Origin of the sequence: Kitasatospora aureofaciens (assembly GCF_001188955.3) — a bacterium.
Lineage (GTDB): Bacteria > Actinomycetota > Actinomycetes > Streptomycetales > Streptomycetaceae > Kitasatospora > Kitasatospora aureofaciens.
This window is the reverse complement of sequence record NZ_JPRF03000097.1, coordinates 255,935-268,691: the sequence shown is the minus strand read 5'-3', so window position 1 is coordinate 268,691 and position 12,757 is coordinate 255,935. Positions and strand designations below refer to the sequence as shown.

Below are 12,757 nucleotides of genomic sequence, written 5' to 3'. Positions count from 1 at the left end.
GGGCCATCGTGCCGCAAGCGGTGCTCAGGGCGGCGGTCGGGGCAGATCGGGGCGGGGCGGGCGGGCCGGGTCAGGGCAGGCGGGCGGCGGCTTCGGCGGTGTTGGCGTGGTGGGCGGCCTGGCGGTGGACGGGGAGCCAGGTGGGGCGGAAGCGGCGGCGGTAGTGGGCGCACCAGGTGTGCAGGAGTTCGTCGAGGCGGGGGTCGGGTTCGGGGGTGGCGCGGCGCAGGAGGGCGGCGGCGCGTACCGGGATGCGGTGGGCCCACAGGTCGATGCCGGCCAGGTGGGCGCGGGTGAGCAGGGGCGGCGGGAGGAGGGGGGCCTGGGCGGTGCGCGGGTCCCAGGCGTCGGCGAGTTGCCGTAGGGCGGTCAGCTGGGTTCGGACGGCGCGCAGCAGCGGGGTGTCGTGCGGCGGGAGCGCGGGGGCCAGGTCGGTGAGCTGGCGGCCGCGTTCGCGCAGTTGGTCGGCGGCGGCGCGCAGGCGCGGGTCGGCGTCGTCGGCGGGGCGGGTGTCGCCGAGGCGGTCGGTGGTCCAGGCGGGCACTTCGACGACGACGGTGCGGCCGCCGTGGCGCCGGGGGGCGAACCAGGTGGCGGCGCGGGCGCCGGGCGGGGTCTCGTCCGGGGCGAGCATGCCGGTGGTGTTCTCCTGGGAGTCGATGTGGTGGGGCTCCATCAGGAAGACGCCGGGGCCGGCGACCGGCAGGCGGTAGGTGTCGAAGGAACCGGTCTCGACCGGGATGCCGAGGGCGGCGGCGGAGCGGGCGAAGGGTTCGGCGAGGGCGCTGGGGTCGGTGCGGGCGCTCGGGTCGGCAGTGGCCTGGAGGAAGGTGCCGCCCACGTCGGCGGTGTGGAGGGTGAGTTGGAGGCGGGGGCGTAGTTCGTCGATGAGGTCGAGGAGGATCCGGCTCTCGGGCAGGCGGCCGCCGACCGCCGGGGCCCATTCGGGCTGTTCGTCGGCGGCGGGGCGGTAGTAGCCGGCGAAGTAGGCGGGCAGGGTGCGGGCGAGCAGGCCGCCCTGGGCCAGGTGCGCGCCGTCGGGGTCGAGGCAGAGCAGGAAGTGCCAGGCCGTGGCCGCGGCCGGGGTGGGGCGGGCCAGGACGCGGTGGGCGAGTTCGACGATGCCGGCCCGGCCGGAGAACTCGTCGGCGTGGGCGCCGGAGACGACCAGGACGTTGTCGGGGGCGCGACGGGTGTCGGCGTCGGCCCCGGGGCCGATGGACAGCAGGTGCAGGGGGCGGCCGGCGCGGGAGGTGCCGAGGGTGCGCACCCGGCAGCGCCGGGGGTGGCGGGCGGCCAGTCGGTGTGCGGCGTCGGCGAGTTCGTCGAGGGTGGGATAGCGGTCGTGGAGCAGCATCGCCCTGCCCGCGCCGGTCGAGGTGTCGGTCAGCACCGGTTCTCCTTCCCCTGGCCCCGGCAGCCGGTGGGCCCGGGGGTGTCATTGGATCCGGCCGGGTGCGGGTCCGTCCAGGGGCTGGCCGCCGCCGAGGCCGACCACGACCCCGGCCCCCCGCGGAGGCCGTCCTCCACCTGGAAGCGGACCTGCGCGCCGCCCGGACCCACCGGTACGACGAGGGCGAGGCGGCCGCCCTGGCCGCCCTGCGGGCCCTGCCGGGCGGGGCCCGCACCGGGCTGGCGGCCTTTCGGCCGTGACCCCTCGCCGACCCGTCCAGGGGGGGCATGATGCCGGGATGGAAACAACCACGGCAACAGCCGCCGACGGGGAGTTCACCGCTCTCTGTGATCGGGCCTGGGACGTCCTGGTCCCCGCCCGCGCCGGTTACCTGGCGGGCGTCTCGCCGCACTACGACGAGGTCTTCGCCGAGGTCGCGCAGCGGGCCCGGCTCAGCGGCAGCCTCGGCAAGGCCGACATCGCGGTGCTGACGGTCTGGAAGCGGCTGTCCGCGCGCACCCCGTGGGCGGCGGTGCTCATGTCCCGGCCCGATGCGGAGGTGCGGGCCGTCACCGCGCGGGCCGTCGCGGCCGTCCGGGACACCGCCCTCCCGCGCGGCGAGGCCGCCCGTGCGGGACGGGCCGTCCTCGGGCAGCTGCCCGGGCTTCGCACGGGGGACGCACTCGCCTCCGCCGTGCTGACCGCGGCGGCACCGGGGCGGATGGCCGTCTACGACCGCCGCGTCCAGGCCGCCCTGGACGCCCTCGGATTCACCCTCACCCCGGCACCGGGCCGCTACGGCCGCTACCTGCGGCTCCTCGACGGCCTCCTGCTGCACGGCGGGCCACGGGCGGACGGCTGGACGGCCCGCGACCTCGACACCGCCCTGTACTGGGCGGGCGGCAACGGACCGCAGCCGTCCTGACGCACCGGCCCCGACCCGCCACCCCACGGGCCATCGGGTCCGGGGCGGTCAGGGGTGGTAGTCGGTGAGGGTGTGGTGGGGGTGCCAGCCCTGGGTGTGGGCGCGGGTGAGGTCGAGGACGACGCTGCGGGTGAGGAGGTCGAGGGTGTAGGGGGTGAGGCCGGGCAGGAGGGTGGTGCGGGCGGCGAGGCGGGCGAGGGGGGCGGGGAGGTGGAGGATGCGGGCGGACCGGCGGTGGGCGGCCAGGACGTGGCGCAGGGCGGTGTCGCGGCGGTAGGGGGCGGGATCGGCGATGTTGTAGGCGCCGGGGGGCCAGGGCGGGGTGGTGGTGAGGCCGAGGGCGGCCAGGCAGGCGTCGGTGAGGTTGGCGACGGCGGTGAGGCTGAGGGGGATGTCGGGGCCGGGCAGGGGCAGCAGGCCGTGGCGGGCGCGGGCGAGCAGGGGTGGCAGCAGGTGGGGGTCGCCGGGGCCGTAGACGGCGCGGGGGCGCAGGACGACGGCGCCGGCGGCGAGGGCGTGGTGTTCGGCGGCGGCCTTGGTGCGGCCGTAGGCGTTGAGGTGGCCGGTGTGGGTGGGGTGGTCCTCGGTGAGGGCGGCGGCGGTGGTGCGCGGGTCGTAGACGCTGGCGCTGCTGACGTGGACGAGGGGGCGGCCGGCGGCGGCGCGCAGGACGCGCTGGGTGCCGGTGACGTTGACGGCGTGCTGGTGGGCTTCGTCCGGGTGGCCCGGGGGCAGGTCGGCGACGGCGGCGGCGCAGTGGACGACGAGGTCGGCACCGGTGAAGTCGGGGTCCGCTTCGGTGGCGTCCCAGGGGAGGTGGCGGCCGAGCGGGCCGGGGCGGCGGCCGTGGCAGGTGACGTCGAGGCCCAACCGGGCGGCGGCGCGGGCGAGGTGGGAGCCGCAGAAGCCCGCGGCGCCGGTGACGGCGATGCGCATCAGCGGGTTCCTTCCGCGCGCAGGGTGAGGTGGGCGTATCCGGGCAGGGCGGCGTGGCGGTCGACGCGGGCGCGTACGACGCGGGGGCGGTGGGGGGCCAATGCGAGGAGAGTGTCCGCGAGTTGGGCGCGGGCCAGGGCGGCGCCGGGGCAGGCGTGGGCGCCGGTGCCGAAGACGGCTTGGGTGGCGGCGGGGTCCTGGGGTGGGGTGCGGTGGTGGGCGCGGGCGGCGTGGCGGGCGACGAGGACGAGCCGGTCGCCGGCGCGCACGGGGTGTCCGGCGAGGGTGGCGTTCGCGGCGGCGGCTCTGGGCAGCAGCGGGGAGGGGGCGGTCAGGCGCAGGAGTTCGGCGGCGAGGGCGGGTGCGGAGGTGGCGTCGACGGCGGGCCACAGGCGGGCGTCGGCGCACCAGGCGGCGGCTCTGGGCAGGGCGGCGACGGTGGTGTTGACGGCGGCGACGGCGAGCATGGCGTCGCGGGGGTCGGGCAGCAGGGCGGTCAGGCGCGCGGCGGCCTCGGCGGCGTCCGTCCCTCGTGGAGGGCGGGGCCCGGGCAGGTGGTCGCGGGCGGTGGCGGCGGCCGCTTCGCGGGCGGCGCGGGCGAGTTCGCGGGGCGGGGCGTCGGTGCCGGTCAGGGCGGCGGCGGTGGCTGCGGCCAGTTCCTCGGCGAGGTCGACGAGTTCGAGGGTGCCGGTGGCGAGGGCGGGGACGCGTTCGGCGAGGACGTCCTGCCACAGTGGGCGCAGCCGGGACAGGGCGGGGGCGGCGAGGTCGGTGGTCAGGGCGCGGCGGGCGGCGCGGTGGTCGTCGCCGTCCTGGTCGAACAGGATTCGGCCGCCGGTGAATTGGGCGGCGGCGCCGCCGGTGGTGCCGGGTGCGGTGCGTTCCAGGGGGATGCGGGTGAGGGCGTGGCGGTAGGCGTCGGGGTCGTGGACGATCAGGGTGCGGCCCAGGCGCAGGACCGGGCGGTGGCGGGTGGCGCAGAGCAGGGCGAACAGCAGGGGGTGGCTGCGCAGGTAGACGGTGCGGTCGCGGCGGCGGGCGCGGCGGGAGGCGGCGGGGTGGACAGCGGGCGGTGTCATCGGGCCAGCTCCCGTGCGCAGTGGGCGGATGCGGCGGCCCGGTCGGGTTTGCGGGAGCGTCCGGCAAGGGGGACGGTGCCGAAGAGCAGGGCGTCGGGGCGGGCGGCGCCCATGCGTTGCAGTGGGCCGTCGAGTCGGGTGCGCAGCTGTCGGGGGTCGGTGCCGGGGTCGGGTTGGACGAGGGCGACGAGGCGTTCGTCGCCGTCGGTGTCGGGTACGCCGACGAGCAGGGCGAGTTCGACGCCGGGGATGTGCAGGGCGGGTTCGTACAGGCCCGGGTAGATGTTGCGGGCGCGGCGCAGCACCATGTCCTTGAGTCGGCCGGCGAGGACGATGCGGCCGTCCGGGGTGAGGGTGGCGCGGTCGCCGGTGCGGATCCAGGGGTCGGGTTCCTGGCCGAGGTAGCGGTGGCGGGCGGCGGGGCCGGTGAGGTGGAGTTCGCCGTCGTCGGCGAGGCGGGTGCGGACGCCGGGCAGGGGGTGGCCGACGAGGTCGCCGTCGCCGGTGTGGGCGCTCTTGTCGCTCTCCTCGACGGCGGCGGCGGGGAAGAGTTCGGTGAGGGCGTAGACGCTCCAGGCGGTGTCGGCGCCGGCGTCCTTGGCGCGGCGCAGCAGGGCTGCGTCGGCGGGGGCGGAGCCGGTCCACAGGGTGCCGGTGAGGCGGGCGCCGGCGGCCAGGGCGGTGCGCAGTCGGGGCGGGGTGAGGTAGGCGTGGGCGGGGGTGAGGTGGGTGAGTTGGCGGGCGAGGGCGGTGGGGGTGCGGGCGGGCAGGGCGACGGTGGCGCCGGCGGCCAGGGCGGGGGCGAGGACGAAGAAGGTGCCGCCGAGGACGGTGGTGCCTTCCTGGGGGCGGACCAGGTCGGTGACGGTGCGCAGGCCGGCGGTGAGGCCGCCGTGGGTGTGGACGACGGCGCGGGGGCGGGCGGTGGTGCCGGAGGTGAAGACGATCACGGCGTCGGCGTCGGGGTCGTGGCGCCGGGGTGGGACGGGGGTGGTGGCGGGGCGCAGGCGGGGTGCGCAGCCGGGCAGGCGGGGGCCGAGGGTGGCGACGGGGCCGAGGGTGGCGAGGCGGGGCAGGTGGAGGTCGGCGCGGCGGGCGAGCGGTGCGGCCCAGCCGGCGGCGGCCTGGGCGGTGGCGTCGGCGAGGATGAGGCCGGGCCCGGCGAGGGCGAGGTGGGCGGCGAGGACGTCGGGGCCGGCGGTGGGGTCGAGGACGGCGACGCGCAGGCCGAGGCGGTGGGCGGCGATCAGGGCGGCGAGGGCGCGGGGGCCTGGGCGCAGGGCGAGGCCGAGGGTGGCGCCGTGGGTGAGGCGGCGGGCGTGGAGGGCGGCGGCGTAGCCGTCGGCGAGGTCGGCGAGCTCGCCGCGGCGGATGCGGGTGCGGGTGGCGCCGGTGCGGGTGTGGTGCAGGACGGCGGGGCGGTCGGGGTGGTGGGTGCGCAGGGCGTGGGCGAGTTGGTCGAGCACGGCGGGTTCCCCCTGGGGTGTCAGCGGATGTCGGCGGGGCGGGGGCCGGCGCCGCGTTCGAGGTACCAGCGGGCGGTGCCGAGGACGCCGTAGGCGCGGATGCGGCGGGTGGAGTTCTGGACGACCATGGCGCGGCTGCGGGTGATGGCGGTGGTGTGGCGGCGGACCTGGTTGAGGAAGGTGCGGTCGGTGGGCGAGGGGCGCCGGGGCATGCCGCCGACGGCCTGGTAGAGCGCGGCGGTGATGGCCATGTTGTTTCCGGCGTGCATCCGGTAGGGGGTGAGGTAGCCGTGGCGGCGGTGGTGGGCGGGGCGGATGCGGCCGAAGAACGCGCCGAGGGCGACCAGGAGGAGGAAGAGGGCGCGTCCGGCGGGTCCGTGTTCGTCACGGCGGGCGGTGACGCGGCCGCAGACCAGTCCGTCGTGGGCGAGCAGGGCGGTGCGGGCGGCGGCGGTCCAGCCGGGTTCGGGCAGGCAGTCGGCGTCGGTGCGGGCGAGCAGGGTGGCGCCGTGGGCGATGGCGTGGCGGAAGGCGGTGTCGACGGCGCAGCCGACGCCCTTCTGCGGTTCGGTCAGGACGTGGACCGGGAAGGGGGCGTGGGCGGCGAAGGCGCGGACGGTGGCGACGGTGGCGTCGGTGGAGCCGTTGTCGGCGACCAGGAGGGTGAAGTCGCGGTCGTGCTGGGCGGCGAGGGCGCGCAGGGCGCCGTCGATCCGGGCTTCCTCCTGGTAGGCGGGGATGATCACCCAGAGGGTCATGAGGCCTCCCAGACCATGGTCATCAGGGAGACGCCGCCGCCCAGGCCGATCATGAGGACCTTCTCCCCCGGTTTCAACTGCGCTTTGACAAGGTCGAGTTGGATGCCGATGGTGGCGCTGGCGACGTTGCCGAGCTCGGGCACGGTGAGGACCAGCCTGTCGGCGGGGGCGCCGGTGAGTTCGACGAAGCGCTCCAGGTAGGGGACGGTGACCTGGTGCACCAGGACCCGGGCGTAGTCGTCCCAGGTGAGGCCGGTGCGCTGGGTGAGGTCGGCCAGGGCGGCGGGGCCGATCCGTTCGAAGATGCCGCGCAGTTCCTTGCCGCCGCCGCGGAAGTAGCTGTACTCGTCGCCGCGCGGGTGGCGTGAGCCGCCGCCGGGGATGCCGCCGGCCTGCCAGTGTTCGGAGGCGGTGACGGTGGCGGTGTCGAGGATGCCGCCGCGTTCGACCGGTTCGACGACGACGGCGGCGCCGGCGTCGCCGAAGGTGTAGCCGGCGAAGCCGTCGCGCAGGGCGGCGGCATCGGCGGGGTCACGGCGCATCGCGCGGCTGGGGGTCTCGCCGGTGACGACCAGGGCGCGGCGGGCGCGGCCGGCCAGGATCATCGCGCGGGCCAGGTCGATGCCGTTGAGGAAGCTGTTGCAGGCGTTGCTGACGTCCAACGCGTGGGCTCGGGTGCCGAGTTCGGTCTGCACGATGTGGGCGGTGGCGGGCTCGCAGATGTCCCGGGTAGCGGAGGCGAAGAGCAGCAGGTCGATGTCGCGGGGGTCGAGGCCGCGAGCGGCCAGGGCGCGGCGGGCGGCGCCGGTGGCGAGGGTGGAGGCGTACTCGCCGTCGGCGGCGAAGCGGCGGGTGCGGATGCCGGTGGCCTTCTCCAGCATCCGCTCGGGCAGGGCGAGCCGGGTGCCGGCGGTGATCTCGTCCTGGAGCTGCTGGGAGGTGAGCCGGCGGGCGGGCAGGTGGGAGCCGACGGCGGTGATGCCGATCCTCTGTGTCGCTGCTGGATGTTGCATGGCCCCATGCTGCGTGGCGGGTGCCGGGGCCCACCTGAGTACGGGTACTCAGGTGGGCCGGGGCGGATACCCGTTCGGGTCGTGCGGGCTACCCGGGCGGGCGGCGGCCTCAGGGCGTGAGGACCCACTTCTGGTTGGCCAGGCCGTTGCAGTCCCAGATGCCCAGCTGGGCGCGGTTGGAGGTGTCGAAGCCGAGCTCGTCCAGGCACTTGCCGGTGAGCACGTTCTTCAGCGAGCCGTCGGGCTGCGGGATCCACTGCTCGCCCTGGCTGCCGACGCAGTCGTAGATCTCGACCTTGGTGCCGTTGGGGCTGGAGGCGCTGCCCCACACGACGTTCAGGCACTTGCCCAGGCCGCGGACGGTGTTGTCCAGGCCCAGGGTCCACCACTGGGCGCCGGTGCCGTTGCAGTCGTAGATCTGCACGGGAGTGGCGTTGTTGTTGCTGCCGTGGGCGATGTCCACGCACTTGCCGCCGTATCCGACCAGGCGGCCCTGCTTGCCCTGCATGCCGATGACGACCGGGCGGATGGTGTCGGTGGCGGTGTCGCCGGGGTGGCACACGGCGGTGGAGGTCCCGTTGCCGACCACGGTGTTGCCGGCGACCCAGTAGGTGATCGGCTGGCTCTGGACGACGTAGAAACAGACCACCTGGACCTGCCAGACCGTGCCGGGTGGCACGTTGTTGCAGGTGGCGGAGGCCATCGGGCCGCCGCGGCCGGTGCCGCAGGCGCCCGGGGTCTCGGCCTGGGCGGTGGAGGACAGGGCGGCGACGCCCGCCAGGGTGAGCAGGGTGGTCAGGAGGGCGGCGAGGGTTCGTCGCAGGCGCATACGCGGGGTCCCTTCTGGTCGACGGGGCCCAACCGGATGTGTGGATCGTGTGGTTGGTGCCGCCCAGCGTGGGCGATGACATGAGCGTGCGTCAACTGTTGTGAATTGCTTGTCCGGAAACGATTCATGTCAGCTTGCTGCGCCAGTGGCCCGGCCGGCCCGGGGGACGGGGGTCGGGGACCGGCTGTCACACCCGCCCGGCAGACTGGGCGCGGACCACCCGAGCGAAGCGAGGACGACACCATGGCCGACCGGCCCCTGACACTGATGGCAGTGCACGCCCACCCCGACGACGAGGCCACCGGCACCGGCGGCGTGCTCGCCCGCTACGCCGCCGAGGGCATCCGCACCGTCCTCGTCACCTGCACCGACGGCGCCTGCGGCGACGGCCCCGGCGGCGTCAAGCCCGGCGAGGACGGGCACGACCCGCAGGCGGTGGCCGCCCTGCGCCGCAAGGAGTTGGAGGCCAGCTGCCGCGTCCTGGGCGTCGACCATCTCGAGACGCTCGACTACGGCGACTCCGGGATGATGGGCTGGCCCGCCAACGACGCCCCCGGCTCGTTCTGGGGCAGCCCCGTCGCCGAGGGCGCCGCCCGCCTGGCCGAGCTGATCCGCCACTACCGGCCGGACGTCGTCGTCACCTACGACGAGAACGGCTTCTACGGCCACCCCGACCACATCCAGGCCCACCGCATCACCATGGCCGCCCTGGACCTGGCCCCCGACCTGGCGTCCAAGGTGTACTGGACCACCGCACCGCACTCGGCGATGAAGCGCTTCGGCGAGGTGATGCGGGAGTTCGGCGCCGACTGGGACGAGGCGGGCGATGCGGCCGAGACGGCCGAGGCCGGCGAGGGGACCGACGGGACGAGCGGGGCCGGATCGGCCGTCGAGGCCCCCGAGCTGCCGCCGATCGGGCTGCCCGACGAGGAGGTCACCACCTGGGTGGACACCAGCGCCTACGGCGGGCAGAAGTACGACGCGCTGGCCGCCCACGCCAGCCAGGGCGAGAACATCTTCTTCCTGCGGATGGGCAAGGAGCGCTTCACCGACCTGATGGGCATCGAGACCTTCGTGCGCGTCCGCGACACCACCGGCGCGCCGCTGCCCGAGCAGGACCTGTTCGCCGGCCTGCGCTGACGCCCCCGGCCCCCGGGCCCCCAGCAGGGGCCAGGGGGCCGTTTGTCCTTTTGACGCGGGGGTTTATGGGCAGTGGCCCCCTATGGGCATCCCCAGTCCGCCCGGAGCGCCGTCGCGGCGGCTGCCGGCAGCGCCGGAGAGCGCCGCGCTGGCCCGCCGGTTCGTGCGGTCGGTGCTGGACGGTGTCACGCCCGAGGTGGCGGACACCGCCGAACTGCTGACCTGCGAGCTGGCGACCAACGCGGTCCTGCACGCGCGCGGCGACTTCGAGGTACGGGGCTGGGCGGGTGAGGACCGGGTCCAGGTGCAGTTCAGCGACGGCTGTCCGGAGCGCGGCCTGGTCCCGCACGACCACCACCCCTTCGCCTGCACCGGCCGGGGCCTGGCCCTGGTGGAGGAGCTGGCGCCCAGCCACGGCGTCCACAGCGGCGCGGACCGCAAGACCGTCTGGTTCGAGCTGTGGCCCGGTCCGACGGCGCCGCCCACCGTGAAGCGACGGGGCGTCGGACCGGGACTCCCGCGAAGGAGACGACGGCGCTTCGCGCCCACGGGCCAGGGCCGCATTCCCTCCCAGCTGAAACCGGGCGGGGGCGGACCGCCGGTCGGCGAGGGCGGCGGCGTCCTGGTGCGCACCGAGGAGATCCACTCCGGGCCACAGGTCGACGCGGACGCCCCGGCCGCCACCGCGATCCTGCGCCAGGGCCTGGACGCCTGGCTGGGCGACCTCAAGACCGCCGCCGAGCACTGCGGCTGACCGGCCGTCACACCTCCCCCGGCCCCGCTCCCCGCGCGAGTGCGCAGGTCAGGAGCGGGTCCAGGTGTGCGCGGGTGGCCGGATGACCATGAGAATGGTGCGGACAGTCCCCCCGAAAGTTCAGAGAAGGAACCCCCACATGGATCTCGGCGTGCGCTGGAAGCTGCACGGTGACGGGCGAACGCCCGCACCGGGAGCGGTCGTCCGCCCCGACGAACGGCTCTCCTGGCCCCGCACGGCAGGGCTCGGCGCCCAGCACGTGGTGGCCATGTTCGGCGCGAGCTTCGTGGCCCCGGTGCTGATGGGGCTGGACCCCAACCTGGCGATCATGATGTCCGGCGTCTCGACCGTGATCTTCCTGCTGGCCACCCGCGGCAAGGTGCCCAGCTACCTCGGCTGCTCGCTGTCCTTCGTCGGGGTCGCCGCGGTGATCCGGGCCCAGGGCGGCACCAGCGCGACGGTCACCGGCGCGGTGCTCGTGGTGGGCGTGGTGCTGTTCCTGGTGGGCCTGGCCGTCCAGTACTTCGGGGCGCGGATCATCCACGCGACGATGCCGCCCATCGTCACCGGCGCCGTGGTCATGCTGATCGGCTTCAACCTGGCCCCGGTGACCGCCTCCACGTACTGGCCGCAGGACCAGTGGACGGCGCTGCTGGTGATGCTGTTCACCGGTCTCGCGGTGGTGTGCCTGCGCGGCTTCTGGTCGCGGGTGGCGATCTTCCTGGGGCTGGTCTTCGGGTACGGGATCTCCTTCGTGTTCGACCGCGTCTTCGGCAAGATCCACTCGGTGGACGGCGGCGGGCACATGACCGACCACTGGCGCCTGGACCTGTCCGGCGTCGGCAAGGCCGACTGGATCGGCCTGCCCGCCTTCCACGGCCCCTCCTTCCAGTGGTCGGCCGTCCTGGTCGCGCTGCCCGTGGTGATCGCGCTGGTCGCCGAGAACGCCGGGCACGTCAAGGCGGTCGGCGAGATGACGGGCGAGAACCTGGACGACAAGCTGGGCACCGCGATCTCGGCGGACGGTGTGGGTTCTGTGCTGTCCACCGCCCTCGGCGGCCCGCCCAACACCACCTACTCCGAGAACATCGGCGTCATGGCCGCCACCCGGGTCTACTCGACGGCGGCGTACTGGGCGGCGGCCGGGTTCGCGCTGCTGTTCGGCATCTGCCCGAAGTTCGGCGCGGTAGTGGCCGCGATCCCGGGCGGGGTGCTCGGCGGGATCACGGTCATCCTGTACGGCATGATCGGCCTGCTCGGCGCGCAGATCTGGATCAAATCCAAGGTGGACCTGCGCAATCCGCTGAACCTGGTGCCGGCCGCGGCGGGCATCATCATCGGCATCGGCAACGTGACGCTGAAGTTCACCGACACCTTCAGCCTCAGCGGAATCGCGCTCGGCACCCTGGTCGTCATCACCGGCTACCACGCGCTGCGGGCGCTGGCCCCGGCGCACCTCAAGACCCAGGAACCGCTGCTGGACGAGGGCCCCTCGTCCTACGACGAGAACGGCGGGCAGCGGCGTACCCCGTAAGGGTGATGTCCTCAAAGACCGGCGGAAGTACCCGAAAGGGTACTTCCGCCGGTCTTTTTTGCCTGGTCAGAGGGGTCGTCAGATGGTCGAATCGCTCCGTACACCCTTCTTGACCGCCCATTGACGGGAGAGGCATGTCCGTTCTGCCCCAGCACCGCAAGCTCACCGTCGGAGCCCTGGCCCTGGCCACCTTCGCGATCTCCTGCAGCTCGGCCGCGGCCAGCAGTTCGGCCGCCACTGGCAAGGTCCTGTGGACCCCGAGCACGGCCAAGGGGCCGTCGTCCTTCGTCGGCGTCCAGTGCGCAGCCCCGAGCAGCTTCGGCGTCGTCAAGGACCCGGTGAAGGGGAGCGTGTGGAAGGCGTTCCAAGCCGCGAACCAGGAACGCTGCGAGACGGTCGGCCCGGACCTGAAGGAGGGCGACACGTTCTACCTGGGCTGGTCGTCCAAGGTGGAGATCGGCGATGACCAGAGCCGGTACGTGTTCCAGCTCAAGTGCTCGCCCAGCGAGGGCACAGCGAACCACCCGATCGAGATCGACCTCACCACCGGGCGGGTGCGGCTGCAGGAGTGGGACACCGAGCACGTGGCGCACCCGCTGTGGACCGCGCCGGTGAAGAACGGCGAGTGGCACGCGTACGCGTTGAAGATCCACCTGGGGCGCAGCGACGGGACGATCGACTTCTGGTTCGACGGCAAGAAGCAGACGTTCAGCGGCGGTTCGGGGACGTTCAAGGGCACGACGTGGGACGGTGACCGCAACTACCTCAAGTGGGGCTCCTACCACCCGAACCCGGGCGATGCGACGAACACCTTCACCAGCCCGGTGATGGCCACCACGTTGGAGACGGCCACCGCCGGCTCGTAGCGGAAGAGGAGGACAACGACGGCGACAGGCCCGGACCGCAGGGATTGCGGTCCGGGCCTGTCGC

12 protein-coding genes are annotated in these 12,757 nt (G+C 74.8%); 5 read left to right on the top strand and 7 right to left on the bottom strand.

All coding sequences use genetic code 11. From position 1 onward, the window contains the following. Nucleotides 1-70 precede the first annotated feature (70 nt). The gene (locus HS99_RS40155; protein WP_050366288.1) at nt 71-1,393 is read right to left on the bottom strand and encodes a M14 family zinc carboxypeptidase; all 1,323 of its coding nucleotides are present in this window, start codon (nt 1,391-1,393) and stop codon (nt 71-73) included. A gap of 298 nt (nt 1,394-1,691) precedes the next feature. Between HS99_RS40155 and HS99_RS40150 the strand changes: the two genes are divergently transcribed. Beyond that, entirely contained in the window at nt 1,692-2,318 is a 627-nt protein-coding gene (locus tag HS99_RS40150; protein WP_030557464.1) for a hypothetical protein, read from the top strand. Between the two features lie 48 nt (nt 2,319-2,366). Here HS99_RS40150 and HS99_RS40145 read toward each other — a convergent pair whose 3' ends face one another. The 6 genes from HS99_RS40145 to HS99_RS40120 form a co-directional block, all read right to left on the bottom strand. After that, nucleotides 2,367-3,254 (bottom strand): NAD-dependent epimerase/dehydratase family protein, encoded by an 888-nt coding sequence (locus HS99_RS40145; protein ID WP_030557463.1) that lies wholly within the window; start codon nt 3,252-3,254, stop codon nt 2,367-2,369. Continuing rightward, nucleotides 3,254-4,333, bottom strand: coding sequence for a cytochrome P450 family protein (locus HS99_RS45655; protein ID WP_051835638.1), 1,080 nt, complete (start codon nt 4,331-4,333; stop codon nt 3,254-3,256). Before HS99_RS45655 ends, HS99_RS40145 begins: the two co-directional genes overlap by 1 nt. Further along, a complete protein-coding gene (locus HS99_RS40135; protein WP_030557458.1) occupies nt 4,330-5,799 on the bottom strand; it encodes a class I adenylate-forming enzyme family protein in 1,470 nt (489 codons plus the stop codon). The genes HS99_RS45655 and HS99_RS40135 overlap by 4 nt, the downstream gene beginning before the upstream one ends. 20 nt (nt 5,800-5,819) lie before the next feature. After that, nucleotides 5,820-6,557, bottom strand: coding sequence for a glycosyltransferase family A protein (locus HS99_RS40130; protein WP_030557457.1), 738 nt, complete (start codon nt 6,555-6,557; stop codon nt 5,820-5,822). Continuing rightward, complete coding sequence (locus HS99_RS40125; RefSeq protein ID WP_030557456.1) at nt 6,554-7,570, bottom strand: 3-oxoacyl-ACP synthase III family protein; 1,017 nt, start codon at nt 7,568-7,570, stop codon at nt 6,554-6,556. Before HS99_RS40125 ends, HS99_RS40130 begins: the two co-directional genes overlap by 4 nt. Nucleotides 7,571-7,679: 109 nt before the next feature. Continuing rightward, complete coding sequence (locus tag HS99_RS40120; protein ID WP_046386181.1) at nt 7,680-8,399, bottom strand: ricin-type beta-trefoil lectin domain protein; 720 nt, start codon at nt 8,397-8,399, stop codon at nt 7,680-7,682. 243 nt (nt 8,400-8,642) lie between these two features. Between HS99_RS40120 and HS99_RS40115 the strand changes: the two genes are divergently transcribed. The 4 genes from HS99_RS40115 to HS99_RS40100 all read left to right on the top strand — a co-directional run bounded on the left by HS99_RS40115 (nt 8,643) and on the right by HS99_RS40100 (nt 12,693). Continuing rightward, complete coding sequence (locus HS99_RS40115) at nt 8,643-9,539, top strand: PIG-L family deacetylase (RefSeq protein WP_030290104.1); 897 nt, start codon at nt 8,643-8,645, stop codon at nt 9,537-9,539. An 82-nt stretch (nt 9,540-9,621) separates the two neighbouring features. Further along, nucleotides 9,622-10,293, top strand: a complete 672-nt coding sequence (locus HS99_RS47540) for an ATP-binding protein (protein WP_030557454.1) — start codon at nt 9,622-9,624, stop codon at nt 10,291-10,293. Between the two features lie 139 nt (nt 10,294-10,432). Further along, complete coding sequence (locus HS99_RS40105; protein WP_030557453.1) at nt 10,433-11,827, top strand: uracil-xanthine permease family protein; 1,395 nt, start codon at nt 10,433-10,435, stop codon at nt 11,825-11,827. A 134-nt stretch (nt 11,828-11,961) separates the two neighbouring features. Further along, on the top strand, nt 11,962-12,693 hold the full coding sequence (locus HS99_RS40100; protein ID WP_046386180.1) for a heparin lyase I family protein: 732 nt from the start codon (nt 11,962-11,964) through the stop codon (nt 12,691-12,693). The last annotated feature ends 64 nt before the right edge of the window (nt 12,694-12,757 follow it).